Here is a 23,097-nt window from a genome sequence, read left to right as displayed (position 1 = left end):
GTCGGGTAGTCGAAGATCACGGAAGCCGGGAAGCGCAGCTGGGTGGCCGTACTGAGCCGGTCCCGCAGTTCCACGGCAGTCAGCGAATCGAAGCCCAGCTCCTGGAACGTCCGGTCGAGCTCGATCGCGGTCGGGTTCCGGTGACCCAACACCTCGGCGGCATGCGTCCGTACGAGCTCCGCGACCGCACGATCCCGCTCCTGCCGCGACAACCCGCGCAGCGCGGCGACGAATTCGCCGGCCGTCGACGCGATCGGCTCGGGCGTGTCGACTATCAGCTCGCTCAGCAGGGGACTCGGACGCAGGGCCGTGAACCTCGGCCCGAACCGCTCCCAGTCCACATCCGCCACCACAAGCGCCGTCTCACCATCACACAACGCCCGCCGCAACGCCACCACCGCCGACCCCGGCGCCATCCCCGACACACCACGCTCAACCAGGAACTCCTCACCCCCAACAGCCATACCACCCCCACCCCACATACCCCACGCCACCGAAGTCGCCACCAACCCCACACCACGACGCCGCCACGCCAACCCATCCAAAAACGCATTCGCCGCCGCATACGCCGACTGACGACCGCTCCCCCACACCCCCGCAACCGACGAAAACAGAACAAAGGCATCCAGATCGGCGTCCGCCAGCAGTGCGTCCAGGTGCGCCGCTCCGGCAACCTTCGACCGCACGCTCTCCTCGAACTCATCGGTGGTCAGGCTGTCCACCGCACCCCAACTTGGCACCCCCGCGGCGTGCACGACGACCCGGAGATCGGGAATGCCGGCCAGCAGCGCCGCGACCGCGTCCCGATCGGCGACATCACACGAGGCCACAGTCACCTGGACTCCGAACGCCTCCAGCTCGGTCACCAAGTCGGTGGCACCGGGGGCCTCGACCCCTCGTCGGCTCGTCAGAACGATGCGCTCCACACCGGTCCCGGCCAGCCAGCGCGCCACATGACCGCCCAGCGCACCCGTGCCCCCGGTGATCAAGGCGGCTCCCCGACCATGCCACCCGACGGACGTGTCCGCCGCCGGTGCCACCCGGGTCAGCCGGGCACCCCACGCCTCAGCGGCACGGATTGCCACCTGATCCTCCCCGGTGTGCCCGGCGAGAACCCCGGCCAGCAAGGAGCCCGCACGCGCATCCATCTCCGTGGGCAGGTCGATCAGCCCGCCCCAACGCTCCGGATGCTCCAGGCCCACCACGCGGCCCAGCCCCCAGACCGCCGACGCGTACGGATCCACCACATCCCCGTCCGCCACGGAGACCGCACCCCGAGTGACGCACCACAACGGTGCGTCGATCCCGGCGGCCAGGAGGTTCTGCAGCAGGAACACCGTCGCCTCGACCGACAGCAGCGACACCACACCCGCGACCGCCACATCGCCCGGCTCCACCGCCGTCACGACCCGCACCTCGGCTCCGGCTGACCGCAGCGCGACGGCCACATCAGCACCGTCCGCACCCTGCTCGACCACGACGAGCCAGGTCCCCGTCAGCACCTGCCCGGACGGCACACCCCTGACCGGCGTCCAGCGAAGCCGGTACCGCCAGCCGTCGACCACCGACTGTTCCTGCTGCGCCCGCCGCCACGAGGCCAAAGCAGGCAACGCGGCACTCAACGGCTGCTCAGCATCAACCCCCAGAACCTCCGCATCCCCACGCTCGACCGCATCCCAGAACGCCGCATCAACGGCACTGGTCGCGGGCTCCACCACCGCCGACTCCAGCCAGAACCGCTCACGCTGGAACGCATACGTCGGCAAATCCACCTGCCGAGCACCCGGAAACACCGCCGCCCAATCGATCTCGATGCCCCGGACATACAACCCGCCCACAGCCTCCATGACCGCGGTCGGCTCCGGACGACCCGGACGCAGTACGGGCAGACCATCACCATCGACCAGAGCGGTCAACGTGCCATCGGGACCCAATTCCAGGAAGGAACCGACACCCAACCCACGAAGCGTCTCCAGGCCGTCAGCAAAGCGCACGGTCTCCCGCACATGACGCACCCAATACTCCGGCGAGCACAGCTCATCGCCCGCCACCACACCGGATACGTTCGACACCACTGGCACGCTCGGGGCCCGGAACTCCACCCCCCGCAGCACCTCACCGAACTCCGCCAGCATCCCTTCCATACGCGACGAATGAAACGCATGACTCACCCGCAACCACCGCGTCCGCACCCCCCGACCGATGAACACCTCCTCGACGGCACGAACCGCCGCCTCATCACCGGACAACACCACCGACTCGGGACCATTCACCGCCGCGACGGCCACGCCCTCGGTCAGCAGCGGCCGTACCTCATCCTCGGACGCCGCCACAGAAACCATCGCCCCACCCGACGGCAACGCCTGCATCAAACGACCCCGAGCAGCCACCACCCGCGCCGCATCCTCCAACGACCACACACCCGCCACACACGCCGCCGCCAACTCACCAATGGAGTGGCCCAGCAGATAATCCGGCTTCACACCCCACGAAACGATCAGCCGATACAACGACACCTCAAGCGCGAACAAACCCGCCTGCGTATACGCCGTCTCCCCGATCAACTCAACGTCATCACCCCACACCACCTCACCCAAAGGCCGCTCCAGATACCGGTCCAGCTCCCCACACACCTCATCCCACGCCGCGGCAAACACCGGATACGCCTCATACAACCCACGCCCCATCCCCAACCGCTGGGACCCCTGACCCGCAAACACCACACCCAACCCACCACCGACCGGAACTCCCACAACCACCGGCCCCTCCAAAGCCCCCAGCAACCCCGCGCGATCCGCACCCACCACCACCGCACGATGCGACAACGCAGAACGAGCAGCCACCAACGACCACCCCACATCCACCACATCCAGCCCAGCATCACCCGCCACAAACCCACGCAACCGCTCCGCCTGCGCCCGCACCGCCCCCTCACCCACACCCGACACCACCCACGGCACAGCAGGGAGCCCCACACGCTCGCCCCCAGCCGCCTCCACCACCACAGGCGCCTGCTCCACAATCACATGCGCATTCGTCCCACTCACCCCGAACGCCGACACACCCACCCGACGCGGCCGATCCACCTCCGGCCACACCACCTGCTCGGTCAGCAGCTCCACCTCACCAGCCGACCAATCCACATGCGGCGACGGCTCATCCACATGCAACGTCCGCGGCAACACACCGTTGCGCAGGGCCAGAACCATCTTGATGAGTCCGGCGACACCAGCGGCCGCCTGAGTGTGTCCGATGTTGGACTTCACCGAGCCCAGCAGCAGCGGCCGCCCAGGATCCCGATCCTGACCGTACGTGGCCAACAGCGCCTGCGCCTCAATCGGATCACCCAACGTGGTGCCCGTACCGTGCGCCTCCACCGCATCGACATCCCGAGCAGCAAGCCCGGCGCTCGCCAGCGCCTGCCGGATCACCCGCTGCTGCGACGGACCATTCGGCGCCGTCAACCCATTCGACGCACCATCCTGATTCACCGCCGAACCCCGCACCACCGCCAACACCCGATGCCCGTTGCGCTCAGCATCGGACAACCGCTCCACCACCAGCATTCCCACGCCCTCGGAGAAACCGGTGCCGTCCGCCGCCCCCGCGAACGCCTTGCACCGACCGTCCGCGGCGAGGCCGCGCTGGCGGGAGAACTCCACGAACAGACTCGGTGTCGCCATCACCGTGACACCGCCCGCAAGCGCCAGCGAACACTCACCGTTCCGCAGCGCCTGCACCGCCAGATGCAACGCCACCAGCGACGACGAACACGCCGTATCCACCGTCAGGGCAGGACCCTCAAGGCCCAGGACATAGGCGATCCGGCCGGACATCACCGACGCCGAATTGCCCGTTCCGACATGGCCCTCGAACTCCTGCGGCTGATCTCCGCCCAGAAGACTGACGTAGTCCTGGCCGTTGGTACCGGCGAACACTCCCGTCGTGCTGCCCCGCAGCGACCGAGGATCGATCCCCGCCCGCTCGAACGCCTCCCACGACGCCTCCAGCAGCAGCCGCTGTTGCGGATCCATCGCGGTCGCCTCACGCGGGGAGATACCGAAGAACCCGGCGTCGAACGAGGTCGCGTCATGTACGAAGCCACCTGTCCGCGTGTACGAGGTCCCCGGGTGGCCGGGGTCGCTGTGGAAGAGCCCGGACAGATCCCAGCCACGGTCGGCGGGGAAGGCCGACATCGCGTCCCCGCCCTCGGTGAGAAGACGCCACAGGTCCTCCGGCGAGCTCACCCCGCCGGGGAAGCGACAGCTCATTCCGACGATCACGATCGGATCGTCGTCCACGAGGGACCCGCTCGGCCCGGTGCGCAGGGGCTCGGCGCGCAGGGGCTCCGCGGCCGTCCCCAGCAGTTCGGAGCACGCGTATTCCGCCAGGGCGAGCGGGGTCGGGTAGTCGAAAACGGCAGTGGCCGGCAGCCGCAGACCGGTCGCGGCACCCAGTCGGTTGCGGAATTCGACCGCTGTCACGGAGTCGAAGCCGAGCTCCTTGAAAGCGCGATGGGACGGCACGCTCTCCGGGTCGGTATGCCCGAGCACGACCGCGACGTTGCGGCGCACCATGTCGAGCAACAGTCGCCGCTGCTCGGCCTCGTCGAGCCCGGCCAAACGCTCGCCGAGTCCGGACCGGTCAACGCCCGTCTCCTCGACGACGGAAGCGGCCCCCGCGTCGACGAGTCGCCGTACTTCGGGAAGGTCGGCGAGCAGGGGACTGGGCCTGGTCGCGGTGAAGGCGGCGTAATGGCGTTCCCACTCGATGTCGGCGACGGTGACCACCGTGTCGCCCTGCTCGATGGCCGTACGGAGAGCGGCCACCGCCAGTTCGGGGGACAGTGCCGGAACGCCATGCCGCCGGGCCACCTCACCGGCTTCGCTCTCCCCCATCCCGCCACCGGCCCACAGGCCCCAGGCCACGGAGGTCGCCACCAGGCCCTCGGCCCTGCGGCACTCGGCCAGCGCATCGAGGAAGGCGTTGCCCGGTGCGTAGTTGCCCTGCCCTGGCGTACCGATGGTCCCGGACAAGGACGAGAAGAGCACGAACGCGGACAGCTCCATGTCGCGGGTCAGCTCGTGCAGATGCATCGCACCGTCAGCCTTGACGCGCAGTACCCGGTGCAGTTGCTCGGTGGTCAGGGACTCGACCGTCGCATCGTCCAGCAGGGCGGCCGTGTGCACCACAGCCGTCAGCGGGCCTGCCTCGGCTATCAAGGCGGCCAGTTGGGCACGGTCGGCCACATCGCATTCGGCCACCGTCACCGCCGCTCCGGCCATCTCCAGGTCCGCGACGAGCTCGGACGCCCCGGGCGCGGCCATCCCGCGCCGGCTCGTCAGCACGAGGTGCTCAGCGCCCTGCTGCGCCAGCCACCGCGCGATATGCCCGCCCAGTGCTCCGGTGCCTCCGGTGACCAGTACGGTCCCGCTCGGATTCCAGGACGGCAGGTCGGTCCGCAACGCGGGAGCATGGGCGAGCCTGCGCCCGAAGGTCCCCACCGCCCGGATCGCGACCTGGTCCTCGCCCGATGCACCTGACAGGACCCTTGCCAGCTGTGCGCATGCCCTCGCGTTCACGTCGGTCGGCAGGTCGATCAGACCACCCCAGCGCAGTGGCTGCTCGAGCGCGATCACCCGGCCGACGCCCCACACCAGCGCCGATGCCGGTGCGGGCTCGGCGAGAGTGTCCCCGGGCCCGGTCGACACGGCTCCTTGGGTCACGCTCCACAGCGGGGCCTCCACACCCGCGTCGCCCAATGCCTGAGTCAACAGCACCGTCATGGCGAAACCGACGGGAACGGAGGCGAAGTCCGGGTGCGGCCGCTGGTCCAGGGCGACCAGCGACACCACGCCGCTGATATTCGTCGCGCTGCTCGTTCCGGTCGGGCTGGTGGTGCTGCTCGTGCCGGCGGTGCTGCTTGTGTCGGTCCTGCTGGTCGCAGTGGTCATGCTCGTCAGCTGGGCGGACAGCACAGCACGATCCATGTGCCGCTCGTCCACCGGACACACCACTGGCTCGGCCCCGTGCTGAGCGAGTGCCTCGCAGACGCCGGAGACCCACGGATGCTGCGCGTCCGCCTGGGAGACCACAACCAGCCAAGAGCCCGACAACATCGCGGCCTGGTCGTCGGCGAGCGGCTTCCAGTTGACCTGGTACCGAACCGCCTCGAGCGCGGACCTCTCGTGCCGTCGGCGACGCCAGGCCGACAAGGCGGGCAGCAGGCCACCCAGCGATGCGTCATCGACCTGGAGAACGGTCGCCAGCGATGCGGCGTCTTCGCGCTCGATGGCTGCCCAGAACTCACTGTCCGCGCTGGTGTCCCCGTCTCGGACCACGTCCGGGGCAGTGGGCTCGACCCAGAAGCGCTCCCGCTGGAATGGGTAGGTCGGCAAGTCGACATGCCGGGGGCCAATCCCTCCGAACGCCTGCCGCCAGTCCGTCGTTACCCCTCGTACGGACAGTTCGGCCAGCGCGGTCAGGAAGTGGGCAGGGCCGCCGTCGTCGCGGCGCAGCGATCCGGTGGTGATGATGGGGGTGTCGGTGGCGTCGGCGGTGTCCTGGACGCCGATGGTCAGCACCGGATGCGGACTGGCCTCCACGAACACCGTGTGACCGAGCTCCAGCAGCCCCTCGATCGTGGACTGGAACTCCACGGTCTCGCGCAGGTTCCGGTACCAGTACCCCGCATCCAGCTCCGCAGTGTCCATCAGCCGCCCGGTCACCGTCGAATAGAACGGCACCTGCCCACTACGCGGCTCCACGCCCGCCAGAGCCTCGGCCAGCTCTTCCCTGATCTCCTCCACCTGCGGGGAGTGCGAGGCGTAATCCACCGGAATCCGCTTGGCCTCCGGAAACTCCACCAACACCGCATCCAGCACCTCAACCGACCCGGACACCACCGTCGACGCCGGACCATTCACCGCCGCCACCGACAACCCGGGGCGATCACGGAACCGATCGGCGGATACAGGGACGGACACCATCCCACCCCGACCCGACAAGGCCAGCAACGCCTTACTCCGCAGCACCACCACCCGCGCCCCATCCGCCAAGGACAGGCCGCCCGCCACACACGCCGCCGCAATCTCACCCTGCGAATGACCCACCACCGCCGACGGCACCACACCATACGAACGCCACAGCTCCGCCAGGGACACCATCACCGCCCACAACACCGGCTGCACCACATCGACGCGAGCCAGCGCTCGTTCATCCGCCAGCACATCCGACAGCGACCACTCCACCAACGGAGCCAGCGCATCCGCACACTCGCCCATCCGCCGCGCGAACACCGGCGAGGACTCCATCAGCTCCAGCGCCATCCCGGCCCACTGCGACCCCTGACCCGGGAAGACGAACACCACTCCGGTGGGCGATCCGGCCTCGCCGGTCACCACTCCTTGGTCGGGGCTTCCGTTCGCCACCGCGTCCAGACCACGCAACAGCTCAGCGCGGTCGGCCCCCACGACCACCGCACGGTGAGACAGCATCGCTCGGGTCGATGCCAGCGACCAGCCGACATCGACCGGCTGTACGCCACCATCGGCGCTCACGAAGGACCGAAGCCTGGCGGCATGCGCCCGCAGCCCTGCCTCGTTCCGTGCCGACAGCACCCACGGAACGGCTGAGGGTTCGGTCGTTCGCACCGTCTCGGGTTCGGCCGCCACGGATGCCTGTTCGAGGATGACATGCCCGTTGGTGCCACTTACTCCGAACGAGGAGACCCCGGCCCGTCGCGGCACTCCCCTCTGAGGCCAGAGGGACGGTTCCGTGAGCAGTGCGATCCGTCCGGCCGTCCAGTCCACGTGGGGAGTGGGCTCGTCAATGTGGAGGCTCTGCGGCAGCACACCGTGGCGCATCGCCATCACCATCTTGATCACACCGGCCACACCCGCCGCCGCCTGCGTATGACCGATATTCGACTTCACCGAGCCCAGCAGCAGCGGCCGCTCCGGATCCCGGTCCTGACCATAGGTGGCCAACAGGGCCTGCGCCTCGATCGGATCACCCAGCGTGGTCCCGGTGCCGTGCGCCTCCACCGCATCCACATCCGCCGCCGACAGACGGGCATTCGCCAACGCCTGCCGAATCACCCGCTGCTGCGACGGACCATTCGGCGCCGTCAAACCATTCGACGCACCGTCTTGGTTGACGGCGGAGCCACGCATGACGGCCAGCACCCGGTGGCCGTTCCGCTCGGCGTCGGACAGCCGCTCCAACAGGAGGATGCCCACGCCTTCGCCCCAGCCGGTACCGTCCGCCGCCGCCGCGAACGCCTTGCACCGGCCGTCGGAAGCCAACGCCCCCTGGCGGGAGAACTCAGCGAACGCGGTGGACGTGGCCATCACCGTCGCGCCACCCGCGAGCGCCATACCGCATTCACCTGCGCGCAGCGCCTGCGCGGCCAGGTGCATGGCGACCAGCGACGACGAACACGCGGTGTCCACGGTGACGGCCGGGCCCTCGAGCCCGAAGGTGTAGGACAGTCGGCCGGACGCCACGCTCGCCGCGCTGCCGGTGGCCAGATGGCCGTCCGCACGCTGTGGCGCGTTACCGACGAGGGCAGCGTAATCCTGACCGTTGGTGCCGACGAACACTCCGGTGGAGCTTCCCCGCAGCACGTCCACGGCGATCCCGGCCCGTTCGAAGACCTCCCACGAGACCTCCAGCAACAGCCGCTGCTGCGGATCCATCGCGACAGCCTCACGCGGCGAGATCCCGAAGAAGGCGGGATCGAAGTCGGCAGCCGTGTAGAGGAAACCACCCGCCCCGACGGAGAGGCCATCGGCTCCGCCGACCAGGTCCCAGCCCCGATCCAGCGGAAAGGCGGATATGGCGTCCGTTCCCGATTCCAGGAGCCGCCACAGTTCTTCGGGCGAGTCGACGCCACCGGGGAACCGGCAGCTCATGCCGATGATCGCAATCGGGTCGTCATCCACCAGAGCCGTGGCGACCGTCGCCGAGAGAGCTGCCGATCCCACCCCTAGCAGCTGATCCCGCAGGTGGCCGGCGAGGAGTTCCGGCGTGGGGTAGTCGAACACGACCGAGGCAGGTGTCTGTACGCCGGTGGCCGCCATGAGTCGATTGCGGAGTTCGATCGCGGTCAGAGAGTCGAAACCGGCTGACTGGAATGTGGCCGCCGGGTCGATCGCCGCCGGGGTGGCGTGCCCCAGAACGGCGGCCACCTGGCCACGTACGAGCTCAAGGACCGCCCGTTCCCTTTCGACCGCAGGGAGGCTCCGCAGTCGCTCGACGAACTCGTCCGCCACGGGCGTGCGGCGAGCGGCGCCACCCAGCACATCACCAAGCAGCGGGTTGGGCCGCGCCCCGGCGAACCGCGAGGCGAAGTGCTCCCAATCGATGTCCGCGATCAGCAGTGCGGTCTCGTCGTCATCCAAAGCTCCCTGAAGGGCGGCCAGTGCCAGTGATGGCGCCATGGCCCGTGCGTGCCCGGCCCCCATGCCGCTGTCGGCCCAGGCGCCCCAGGCCACAGACGTGGCTACCAGTCCCTCCGCCCGACGCCGCCAAGCCAGCCCGTCCAACACCGCATTGGCCGCCGCATAACTTCCCTGGCCCGCGTTGCCCACGGTCCCCGCGGCCGAGGAGAACAACACAAAGGCATCCAGATCCCGACCTCGCGTCAACTCATCCAGATACCGCGCCCCCGTAACCTTGACCCGCATCACGTCACGGATCCGCTCCGGGGTCAGCGATTCGAGTACACCGTCGTCGAGGACACCGGCCGCATGCACCACGGTACGCAGATCCGGAATCGTCCCCAGGAGAGCCGCGAGCGCCTCGCGATCGGCGACATCGCACGCCACCACGCGCACCAGGTCCCCCAGCTCGGCCACCAACTCCGCAACGCCAGGCGCCTCGGACCCCCGACGGCTCGTCAGCACGACCCGCTCCACACCGGTTCCGGCCAGCCAGCGCGCCACATGGCGCCCCAGTGCCCCCGTACCACCCGTGACCAGCGCAGCGCCGCGACCCCGCCATCCGGCCGACGCCACACGGGACGGTTCCGCACGCGTCAGACGGGCGGCCCACGTCCCGGTGGCACGGATCGCGATCTGATCCTCACCAGTGTCACCGGCGAGGATGGCGGCCAGTGCCTCCCCCGCCTGATCATCCATGACCGCCGGCAGGTCGATCAGCCCGCCCCAACGATCCGGATGCTCCAGACCGATGACATGGCCGAGGCCCCAGACTCCGGCCTGGTCAGGCTCCACCACGTCTCCGTCGACCGCCGCGACCGCACCCCGGGTGACACACCACAACGGTGCGTCGATCCCGGCGGCCAAGAGGCTCTGCAGCAGCGACACCGTCGCCTCGACCGACAGCAACGACACCACACCCGCGACCGGGGCCTCGCCCGGCTCCAGCGCCGCCACGACCCGGACATCCGCCCCGGCCGACCGCAGCGCGATAGCAACATCGGCCCCGTCAGCGCCCACCACCAGCCACGTGCCACGCAGACTCGGCTGCTCAGGAACTTCGCCGATCGGGGACCAGCCGAGGCGGTACCGCCACGATTCGACCAGTGACCTCTCCTGGCGACGGTGGCGCCATGCCGCCAGGGCGGGCAGAGCCGCGCTGAGCGGCTGCCCGGCGTCGATACCGAACGAACCGAAATCCTCACGCTCGACCGCATCCCAGAACGCCGCGTCCACGGCACTGGTCACGGGCCGGGCCGAGGACGGCTCCAGCCAGAACCGCTCACGCTGGAACGCATACGTCGGCAGATCCACCTGCCGAGCACCCGGAAACACCGCCGCCCAATCGATCTCGATGCCCCGGACATACAACCCGCCCACAGCCTCCATGACCGCGGTCGGCTCCGGACGACCCGGACGCAGTACGGGCAGACCATCACCATCGACCAGAGCGGTCAACGTGCCATCGGGACCCAATTCCAGGAAGGTACCGACGCCCAGCCCACGAAGCGTCTCCAGGCCGTCAGCAAAGCGCACGGTCTCCCGCACATGACGCACCCAATACTCCGGCGAGCACAGCTCATCGCCCGCCACCACACCGGATACGTTCGACACCACTGGCACGCTCGGGGCCCGGAACTCCACCCTCCGCAGCACCTCGCCGAACTCGGCCAGCATCCCGTCCATACGCGACGAATGAAACGCATGACTCACCCGCAACCACCGCGTCCGCACCCCCCGACCGATGAACACCTCCTCGACGGCACGAACCGCCGCCTCATCACCGGAGATGACGGTCGCCGCCGGGCCGTTGATCGCCGCGACGCTCACCCGGCCCTCGTAACCGGCCAGACGCGGAAGCACCTCGGCCTCAGCGGCCTGGAGGGAGACCATCGCACCGCCCTCGGGCAGCGCCTGCATCAAACGACCCCGAGCAGCCACCACCCGCGCCGCATCCTCCAACGACCACACACCCGCCACACACGCCGCCGCCAACTCACCGATGGAGTGGCCCAGCAGATAATCCGGCTTCACACCCCAGGACGACACCAACGCAAACAACGACACCTCAAGCGCAAACAAACCCGCCTGCGTATACGCCGTCTCCCCGATCAACTCAACGTCATCACCCCACACCACCTCACCCAAAGGCCGCTCCAACCACCGATCCAGCTCCCCACACACCTCATCCCACGCCGCGGCAAACACCGGATACGCCTCATACAAACCACGCCCCATCCCCAACCGCTGCGACCCCTGACCCGCAAACACCACACCCAACCCACCACCGACCGAAACCCCCACAACCACCGAACCCAACCCACCCAACAACTCATCACGATCCGCACCCACCACCACCGCACGATGCGACAACGCAGAACGAGCAGCCACCAACGACCACCCCACATCCACCACATCCAACCCAGCATCACCCGCCACAAACCCACGCAACCGCTCCGCCTGCGCCCGCACCGCCCCCTCACCCACACCCGACACCACCCACGGCACAGCAGGCAGCTCAACTCCCTCATCCCGAGGGCCCTCCACCGCCGCAGGCGCCTGCTCCACGATCACATGGGCATTCGTCCCACTCACCCCGAACGACGACACACCCACCCGACGCGGCCGATCCACATCCGGCCACGCCACCTGCTCGGTCAGCAGCTCCACCGCACCGGTCGACCAGTCCACATGAGCAGAGGGCTCGTCCAGGTGCAGGGTCCGGGGCAACACGCCGTGGCGCATCGCCATCACCATCTTGATCACACCGGCCACACCCGCCGCCGCCTGCGTATGACCAATGTTCGACTTCAACGACCCCAGCAGCAGCGGCCGCTCCGGATCCCGGTCCTGACCGTAGGTGGCCAACAGCGCCTGCGCCTCGATCGGATCACCCAGCGGGGTGCCCGTGCCGTGTGCCTCCACCGCATCGACGTCCTGGGTGGCGAGTCCGGCGCTGGCCAGCGCCTGCCGAATCACCCGCTGCTGCGACGGACCATTCGGCGCCGTCAACCCATTCGACGCACCATCCTGATTCACCGCCGAGCCCCGCACCACCGCCAACACCCGATGCCCACGACGCTCAGCATCAGACAACCGCTCCACCAACAGCAGCCCCACACCCTCCGACCAACCCGTCCCATCCGCGTCGGCGGCAAAGGACTTGCACCGGCCATCGGCAGCCAGCCCGCGCTGACGCGAGAACTCCACGAAAGCAGTGGGGGTCGCCATCACCGTCACGCCACCCGCAAGCGCCAGCGAACACTCACCGTTCCGCAGCGCCTGCACCGCCAGATGCAACGCCACCAGCGACGACGAACACGCCGTATCCACCGTCACCGCCGGGCCCTCAAGCCCGAGCGTGTACGACACCCGACCCGAAATGACGCTGCCCGAACTGCCGGTGAGGAAGTAGCCCTCCGATGCGTCGGCAGCGCCGTAGCCCTGCGGGGAAGCTCCCACGAACACTCCCGTCCGACTGCCTCGGACCGAGGCGACCGGCACACCCGCCCGTTCGAACGCCTCCCATGCCGCGTGCAGCAGCAGCCGCTGCTGCGGATCCATCGCCAGCGCCTCACGCGGCGAGATCCCGAAGAGGCCGGGATCGAACTCGCCCGCATCGTGAACGAATCCACCGACACGCGCATACGACGTGTCCGACTCCCCCGCAGCCGCGTCGGAGAGTCCGGTCAGATCCCACCCGCGGTCCGCCGGGAAGGCCGTGATGGCGTCGCCGTCGGAATCGACCAGCCGCCACAGGTCCTCGGGAGACTCGACATCCCCAGGGAAGCGGCAGCTCATGCCGACAATGACGATGGGGTCGTCGTCATCCGGTGCGACCACCGGCAGCGGCGGCACACTCTCCCGCGGCGCGCCGAGCAATTCCACGTTCAGGTATTCGGCGAGGGCCACGGGAGTCGGATAGTCGAAGATCATCGTGGCGGGCGGTCGGATGCCGGTGGCTGTGGCCATCCGATCGCGCAGCTCCACCGCGGTCAACGAGTCGAAGCCGATTTCCTGGAACGTCCTGCCGGGGTCGATCGCCTCAGGGCCCGGGTGCCCCAGCACCGCCGCGGCAGAAACACGCACCAGCTCGACGGCCGCGCGCATACGCTCGCCCTCGGACAGGGTGTGGAGGCGGGCCGCGAATTCGCCCGCGCCAGTCCCCAAGTCGACGGTGTCGGCTATCAGCTCGCTCAGCAGGGGACTCGGACGCAGGGCCGTGAACCTCGGCCCGAACCGCTCCCAGTCCACATCCGCCACCACAAGCGCCGTCTCGCCATCACACAACGCCCGCCGCAACGCCACCACCGCCGACCCCGGCGCCATCCCCGACACACCACGCTCAACCAGGAACTCCTCACCCCCAACAGCCATACCACCCCCACCCCACATACCCCACGCCACCGAAGTCGCCACCAACCCCACACCACGACGCCGCCACGCCAACCCATCCAAAAACGCATTCGCCGCCGCATACGCCGACTGACGACCGCTCCCCCACACCCCCGCAACCGACGAAAACAGAACAAAGGCGTCCAAGGACATGTGGCGCGTCAGCTCATCCAGGTGGATGGCACCCATGACCTTCGACCGCATGCCGGCCTCAAGGTTCTCTGCGGTAAGGGCGCTCAACGGGCCCCAGCTCGGCACTCCCGCAGCATGGACGACCACGCGAAGATCCGGGATTGTCCCGAGCAGTTCCGCAACCGCGTCCCGATCGGCCACATCACATGCCACGGTCCGCGCCGACACACCCATGGCCGATAGTTCGGCGACCAGTTCCCGAGCTCCGGGAGCGTCCGGGCCTCGCCGACTCGTCAGCACGATCTCTGCGACGCCGGTACCTGCGAGCCATCGGGCGACATGGCTCCCGAGAGCCCCCGTTCCACCGGTGATCAGCGCCGTCCCCGACGCTTCCCAGGCAGCGGACTGCCCCCGACCCGACGTCGTCACACGGCTCAGACGACAGCCGAAGACTTCGTTGCCACGGATCGCTGTGTGATCCTCACGCGTGGCGCCTGAAAGCACCGAGCACAACAGACCGCAGGTCCGCTCATCCCATGCGGTGGGCAGGTCGATCAGTCCGCCCCAACGCTCCGGATGCTCCAGACCGATCACGCGGCCCAGCCCCCAGACCGCCGACGCGTACGGATCCACCACATCCCCGTCCGCCAAGGAAACCGCACCCCGGGTGACACACCACAACGGTGCGTCGACCCCAGCCACCCCGAGCGCCTGCACCAGCGACACCGTCGCCTCGACCGACAGCAGCGACACCACACCCGCGACCGGGCCCGCGTCCAGCTCCTCGACCGTGACAACGCGCACCTCGGCTCCGGCGGCACGCAGCGCGGCGACAACGTCCGTCTCCGCTCCGTCGGGCTCGATCACCACCAACCACAGCCCAGAGAGTTGCGAAGAGGGACTCACAACCGGGGTCCAGGTCACCCGATACCGCCATGCGTCGACCGCCGACTCTTCCCGGCGCGCCCGCCGCCACGACGCCAAGGCAGGCAACGCGGCACTCAACGGCTGCTCAGCATCAACCCCCAAAGCATCCGCATCCCCACGCTCGACGGCTTCCCAGAACGCCGCATCAACGGCACTGGTCGCGGGCTCAACCACCGCCGACTCCAGCCAGAACCGCTCATGCTGGAACGCATACGTCGGCAAATCCACCTGCCGAGCACCCGGAAACACCGCACGCCAATCCACCTCCACACCCCGGACAAACAGCCCACCCAAAGCCTCCATGGCAGCGGTCGGCTCCGGACGACCCGGACGCAGTACGGGCAGACCATCACCATCAGCCAGAGCGGTCAACGTGCCATCCGGCCCCAGCTCCAGGAAGGAACTGACACCCAACCCACGAAGCGTCTCCAGCCCGTCAGCAAAGCGCACGGTCTCCCGCACATGACGCACCCAATACTCCGGCGAACACAACTCCTCACCCGCCACCACACCGGATACGTTCGACACCACCGGCACATTCGGGGCCCGGAACTCCACCCCCCGCAGCACCTCGCCGAACTCCGCCAGCATCCCGTCCATACGCGACGAATGAAACGCATGACTCACCCGCAACCACCGCGTCCGCACCCCCCGACCAGCCAACACACCCGCGACCTCGGCCACCTCATCCGCATCCCCCGAGATCACCAGGGACTCGGGACCGTTCACCGCCGCAATAGCCACACCCCCGGTCAGCAGCGGCCGCACCTCATCCTCCGACACCGCCACAGAAACCATGGCACCGCCCGACGGCAACGCCTGCATCAAGCGACCGCGTGCTGCCACCACCCGCGCCGCATCCTCCAACGACCACACACCCGCCACACACGCCGCCGCCAACTCACCAATGGAGTGGCCCAGCAGATAATCCGGCTTCACACCCCACGAGACGATCAGCCGATACAACGACACCTCAAGCGCGAACAAACCCGCCTGTGTATACGCCGTCTCCCCGATCAACTCCGCGTCATCACCCCACACCACCTCACCCACAGGCCGCTCCACATATCGATCCAGCTCCCCACACACCTCATCCCACGCCGCGGCAAACACCGGATACGCCTCATACAAACCACGCCCCATCCCCAACCGCTGCGACCCCTGCCCCGCAAACACCACACCCAACCCACCACCGACCGGAACCCCCACAACCACCGGCCCCTCCAAAGCCCCCAGCAACCCCGCGCGATCCGCACCCACCACCACCGCACGATGCGACAACGCAGAACGAGCAGCCACCAACGACCACCCCACATCAGCGGAATCCAGATCTGGATTCCGCTCCGCCACAAAGTCGCGCAACCGCTCCGCCTGCGCCCGCACCGCCCCCTCACCCACACCGGACACCACCCACGGCACAGCGGGCAGCCCCACACGCTCGCCCCCGGCCTCCCCCTCCACCACAGGCGCCTGCTCCACAATCACATGCGCATTCGTCCCACTCACCCCGAACGCCGACACACCCACCCGACGCGGCCGATCCACCTCCGGCCACACCACCTGCTCGGTCAGCAACTCCACCCCACCAGCCGACCAATCCACATGCGGCGACGGCTCATCCACATGCAACGTCCGCGGCAACACCCCATACCGCAACGCCAACACCATCTTGATCACACCAGCCACACCCGCAGCCGCCTGCGTATGACCGATATTCGACTTCACCGACCCCAACCACAACGGCCGACCCGGGGCCCGATCCTGGCCATACGTGGCCAACAGGGCCTGCGCCTCGATCGGATCACCCAACGCCGTACCCGTACCGTGCGCCTCCACCGCATCCACATCCACCGCCGACAAACGGGCATTCGCCAACGCCTGCCGGATCACCCGCTGCTGCGACGGACCATTCGGCGCCGTCAACCCATTCGACGCACCATCCTGATTCACCGCCGAACCCCGCACCACCGCCAACACCCGATGCCCGTTGCGCTCAGCATCGGACAACCGCTCCACCACCAGCATCCCCACACCCTCGCCCCAGCCGGTGCCGTCCGCCGCAGCCGCGAACGCCTTGCACCGCCCATCGGCGGCCAGGCCGCGCTGACGGGAGAACTGGACAAAGGTGCCGGGTGTGGCCATGACCGTGACGCCACCCGCAAGCGCCAGCGAACACTCACCGTTCCGCAGCGCCTGCACCGCCAGATGCAACGCCACCAGCGACGACGAACACGCCGTATCCACCGTCACCGCCGGACCTTCGAGCCCCAGCGTGTACGACACCCGGCCGGACGCGACGCTCGCCGCGCTGCCGATTCCGACGTATCCCTCGAGCTCGTCCGGAACCGCCGAGAGCCGCGAGACATAGTCGGAGGACATCAGTCCGGCGAACACCCCGGTCCGGCTGCCCTTCAGGGAGTCGGTCGGAATGCCCGCCCGCTCCAGAGCCTCCCAGGATGCCTCCAGCAGCAGCCGCTGCTGCGGATCCATCGCCAGCGCCTCACGCGGCGAGATACCGAAGAGGCCGGGGTCGAAGTGGCCGGCGTCGGGGAGGAACGCGCCCTCTCGGGCATACGACCGTCCGGCACGATCCGGATCCGGGTTGTACAGGCCGTCCAAGTCCCAGCCACGGTCGGTGGGGAAACCGGAGACCGCGTCCACCGCCGACTCCGTCAGCCGCCACAGGTCTTCCGGCGAGCTGACTCCACCCGGAAAACGACAGCTCATGCCAACGATCGCGATCGGCTCGCGGCTCTTGGCCTCGACATCCGCCAGGCGCTGACGCGTCTGGCGCAGATCGGCGGTGAGCTTCTTGAGGTACTCGAGTACCTTTTCGTCGTTCGACATCCCCGTGCCAGTCCCCTCGATCCCCGGTCGGACGTTCTCGCTGCTCATGACCCATCGAGTTCCTGGTCGATGATTCCGAACATGTCGTCGAGCGAGGCCGATTCCAGGTCTCCCTCAACGTTGCTCGACCGCTCCGGACGGTGCAGGTCGGCCCACATCGAAACGATGGTCTCCATCCGCGAGGACAACTGCTCGCGCATGGTCTCGTCCTCCGCCATCACCGAAATCATGGCGGCGACCTTGTCCAGCTCCCTGAGCCGGGCCGCGACCGGGTCGGCGGTCTCCGGCGCAACCTCGGCGAGCACGTGGTCCGCCAGCGCCGCCGGGGTCGGATAATCGAAGATCGCGGTCGCGGCCAGCCTGATTCCGGTGGTGGCGCCCAGCCGGTTTCGCAGCTCCACCGCGGTCAGCGAGTCGAAGCCGATCTCCTGGAAGGTCCGCGCCGGATCGATCGCCGACGCGTCCGGGTGCCGCAGCACCGCGGCCACTTGCCCGCGTACCAGCGCCAGTACGGTCTGGCTCCGTTCCGCGTCCGCCATCTCGGCCAGGCTGTGCCGCAGCGCCACCCCACCGTCACCGGCCTCGGCGGCCCGGCGCGGCGGGGTCGGTGCCAGCGCGCTCAGCACGGGCGGCACCGCGCCGCTGGCCACCACCGCCCGCAGGTGCAGCGGGGTGGCCACGAGGGTGGCTTCGCCACTCCGGCACGCGGCGTCGAACAGCTCGAGACCACGCTCGTCGGACAGGGGAACGGCGCCCGTGCGGGCCATCCGGGCCACGTCCTCCTCCGACAGGTGTGCGGTCAGGCCACTGCGCTGCTGCCACAGGCCCCACGCCACCGACACCGCGGCGAGTCCCTGGGCCCGCCGGTGGGTGGCCAGCGCATCGAGGAAGGCGTTGGCCGCGGCATAGTTGCCCTGCCCGGCGCTGCCCAGTACTCCGGTGGCGGAGGAGAACAGCACGAACGCGTCCAGATCCAGCCGACGTGTCAGCTCGTGCAGGTGCCATGCCGCGTTCGCCTTCGGCCGGAGGACGGTCTCCATGCGTTCGGCGGTCATCGAGCCGATGACGCCGTCGTCCAGCACTCCGGCGGTGTGAACGACGGCGCGCAACGCCGGAATGGTGGCGAGCAGCGCGGTCAGCTGGGCGCGATCGGCCACATCACAGGCGGCGATGCGGATGCGGGCGCCGAGCGCCTCCAGTTCGGCGGCGAGGTCCGCGGCGCCGGCCGCCGTGGCACCGCCACGGCTGGCCAACACCAGGTCAGTCGCGCCATGGGCGGTCACCAGGTGGCGTGCGACCAGACCTCCGAGGGTCCCCGTCCCGCCGGTGATCAGTACGGTGCCGGTGTCCCAGGCGGGGGCCTTTCCGTCCGCTACGGGCGCCTTGACCAGCCTGGGCACCAGTACCGTCCCGGTCCGGATGGCCGCTTCGGGTGCCCCCGTCGCGAGCACCGCGGGGAGAACCCCAAGGTCCGAATCGTCGTGGTCGATCACGACGAGCCGGTCGGGGTTCTCCTGCTGTGCCGTGCGCAGGAGTCCCCGTACGGAGGCTGCCGCCAGATCCTCCACGTCGTCTCCGGTGGTTGTGGCCACCGCGCGGCGGGTGAGCACCACCAGGCGGGTATCGGTGAATCGCGCGTCCGCGAGCCAGCCCCGCACCACCCCCAGCACTCGGCGCAGAGCGGACGAGATCGCTTCCGGGACCGGACCGTCATCCGCCTCGGGCAGACACGGCAGGACCAGCACATCCGGCACCTGGCCGACGGAGGCGAGGTCGCGATGGCGCTGTGGCGCCACACCGGCCGTGGTCAGCGCGGCGGTCAGCCGCGGATCGTCGTGGCCACCCAGCAGTGCCCAGGACAGAGCCTGCGAGCCGACGGCCCCCGTGGGGAGAGGAAGCTCCTTCCAGTCCAGCCGGAACAGCGCATCGCTCCGGCCGCCACCGGCCACTTCGAGCAGCCGGCTCTCCGCCACCGGACGCATCGCCAGCGTGTCGATGGACAGCACGGGAGCCCCGGTGGTGTCCGCCATCCGGATGGCCACCGTATCCGGACCCGCCGGGCTGATCGCCACCCGGACGGTGGTCGCACCCACCGCGTGCAGGGTCACCCCGCTCCAGGAGAAGGGGAGATGGGCCTGACCCGGCTCGCTCACGAAGGCGCCCAGGCCGATGCCCTGCAGAGCCGCGTCCAGCAAGGCGGGATGCACGCCGCATCGGGCGGCGTCGCCCGCTAGCTGCTCGGGCAACGCGACGTCCAGGAACACCTCGCTGTCACGAATCCACGCCGCCCGCAGACCCTGGAAGGCAGGGCCGTACTGATAGCCCCGCTCGGCCATCGCCGAGTACAGCTCGGTGACGTCGACTGGCCGGGCATCGGCCGGTGGCCAGGCCGACAGGTTCGCGGACGGGTCGCCCTGCTCGCCCGTGCGCAGCGTGCCGCCGGCGTGCCGTGTCCAGTCGCCCTCGCGGCGGGAGAACACCGTAAGGGAGCGGTTTCCGAGGTGGTCCGGGCCTCCGACCGACACCTGGAGCTGCACGGTCTCCTGGTCGGGCACGACGAGCGGCTCATGCAGCGTCAGCTCTTCGAGTGTGTCGCAGCCGAACCGCGCCCCTGCCTGCAGCGCGAGCTCCACGAACGCGGTGCCCGGAAGAAGCACCATGCCGAGGACGGCGTGGTCGGCCAGCCAGGGCTGCCCAGCCAGCGACAGCGCACCGGTCAGCACACAGCCGTCCGCGTCCGGAAGCGGCACCGCCGCGCCCAGCAACGGATGGTCAACGGTTCCCAGACCCAATCCGGATGCGTCGCCGGTGCGCGTGGACGGCGTCAGCCAGAACCGCTCACGCTGGAAGGCATACGTGGGCAAGTCGACGTGTCGAGCACCGGTGCCGGCGAAGACCGTCTGCCAGTTGACCTCGGCTCCGTGGACGGACACCTCGGCCAGTGACGTCAGGAACCGATCCACGCCTCCCTCGTCACGGCGGAGGGAACCGGTGGCCACGATGGCGGTGCCCGTCGCATCGGCGGTGTCCTGGACGCCGATGGTCAGCACCGGATGCGGACTGGCCTCGACAAACACCGTGTGACCCTGGCGGATGAGGGTCTCAACCGTGCCCTGGAACTCCACGGTCTCGCGCAGATTCCGGTACCAATACCCCGCATCCAGCTCCGCGGTGTCCATCAGCCGCCCGGTCACCGTCGAATAAAACGGCACCCGCCCCTCGCGCGGCTCCACACCCGCCAGCGCCTCCGCCAGCTCTTCCCGGATCTCCTCCACCTGCACCGAATGCGAGGCGTAATCCACCGGAATCCGCTTGGCCTCCGCAAACTCCACCAACACCGCATCCAGCACCTCAACCGACCCGGACACCACCGTCGACGCCGGACCATTCACCGCCGCCACCGACAACCCCGGACGATCCCGCAACCGATCAGCCGCCACCGGGACGGACACCATCCCACCCCGACCCGACAGAGCCAGCAACGCCTTACTCCGCAAGGCCACCACCCGCGCCCCATCCTCCAACGACAAACCACCCGCCACACACGCCGCCGCAATCTCACCCTGCGAATGACCCACCACCGCCGACGGCACCACACCAAACGAACACCACAACTCCGCCAACGACACCATCACCGCCCACAACACCGGCTGCACCACATCCACCCGCCCCAGCGCCACCTCATCACCCAACACATCCCACAACGACCACTCCACCAACGGAGCCAACGCATCCGCACACTCACGCATCCGCCGCGCGAACACCGGCGAGGAATCCATCAACTCCGACGCCATCCCGACCCACTGCGACCCCTGACCCGGGAAGACGAACACCACCTCGCGCCCGGGCTGGGCAGCGCCGCCGATCTCGATGGCGTCCAGCTCGCGCATCAGTTCCGCGCGGTCCGTGCCCACGACGACCGCCCGGTGCGACAGAGTCGCGCGGGTCGCGACCAGGGACCATCCCACATCCACGGGATCGAGCTCGGGGTTCTGCCGCACGAAGGATGCCAGCCGCTGGGCCTGCGCCCGTAGCCCGGCCGTCCCAGCACCCGACAGCACCCATGGCACCGCGGGCAGCCCCGCCCGGTCGGTGTCCGGCTCACCGCTCTCGTCGAGCTCCGGTGCCTGTTCGAGAATCACATGGGCGTTGGTGCCGCTCACTCCGAACGCGGACACCCCGGCGCGGCGTGGGGGGTCCTGGTGGTCGGGCCACATGGTCTGCTCGGTCAGCAGCTCCATGGCCCCGGCGTTCCAGTCGACGTGCGGGGAGGGCTCATCGACGTGCAGGGTTCGTGGCAGTACACCGTTGCGCAGGGCCAGAACCATCTTGATGAGTCCGGCGGCACCCGCGGCCGCCTGGGTGTGTCCGATGTTGGACTTCACCGAGCCCAGCAGCAGCGGCCGCTCGGGGTCCCGGTCCTGACCGTACGTTGCCAACAGGGCCTGCGCCTCGATCGGATCGCCCAGCGTCGTCCCCGTACCGTGTGCCTCGACCGCATCGACATCCGCCGCCGACAGACGGGCATTCGCCAGCGCCTGCCGGATCACCCGCTGCTGCGACGGACCATTCGGCGCCGTCAGCCCATTCGACGCACCGTCTTGGTTGACGGCGGAGCCCCGCACCACCGCCAGCACCCGGTGGCCGTTCCGCTCGGCGTCGGACAGCCGTTCCAGGACGAGCACCCCCGCGCCTTCGGCGAATCCGGTGCCGTCGGCGGCGGCGGCGAATGCCTTGCACCGCCCGTCCGGTGCGAGTCCGCGCTGGCGGGAGAACTCGACCAGCAGGTCCGGTGTCGTCATCACGGCCACGCCACCCGCCAGCGCCAGTGTGCTTTCGCCACGGCGCAGGGACTCGCAGGCCCAGTGCACGCTGACCAGCGAGGAGGAGCACGCGGTGTCCACGGTGACGGCGGGGCCCTCGAGGCCGAGGGTGTAGGCCACGCGGCCGGAGATCACGGAGGTGGAGTTCCCGGTGAGCAGGTACCCCTCGGAGCCGTCCGGAGTGGCGGCCTGGCCCGCGCCGTACGTCGTCGAAGCGGCACCCGCGAAGACTCCGGTGCGGGTGCCCTTCAAGGCGAGGGGATCGATACCGGCGCGTTCGAAGGCTTCCCAGCACGCCTCGAGCCACAGACGTTGCTGGGGATCGGCGGCCAGCGCCTCTCGGGGGAGATGGTGAAGAATCCCGCGTCGAAGTCCGCCGCGTTTTCGAGGAAGCCGCCGGTCCTGGCGTAGGTCGTGCCGGGCCGGCTCCGGTCCTGGTCGTACAGCGCGTCAAGGTCCCAGCCGCGGTCGGTCGGGAGCTCCGATATCGCGTCCGCGCCGCTCTCCAACAGCCGCCACAGCGACTCCGG

The 23,097-nt window shown here is 69.1% G+C and carries 3 pseudogenes; all 3 read right to left on the bottom strand.

The features are described 5' to 3' along the window. Positions 1-26: 26 nt before the first annotated feature. Positions 27-4,232: pseudogene (locus BLV72_RS52310) on the bottom strand (type I polyketide synthase); the annotation flags it as partial. Between the two features lie 189 nt (positions 4,233-4,421). Then, positions 4,422-17,765 (bottom strand): annotated as a pseudogene (locus tag BLV72_RS51695) (type I polyketide synthase); the annotation flags it as partial. Positions 17,766-17,788: 23 nt separating this feature from the next. Beyond that, a pseudogene (locus BLV72_RS52305) lies at positions 17,789-23,091 on the bottom strand (type I polyketide synthase); the annotation flags it as partial. Positions 23,092-23,097: the final 6 nt, after the last annotated feature.

The sequence above is a fragment of the Streptomyces melanosporofaciens genome, assembly GCF_900105695.1.
GTDB lineage: Bacteria > Actinomycetota > Actinomycetes > Streptomycetales > Streptomycetaceae > Streptomyces > Streptomyces antimycoticus.
This window is presented reverse-complemented; position numbering and strand designations above follow the sequence as displayed.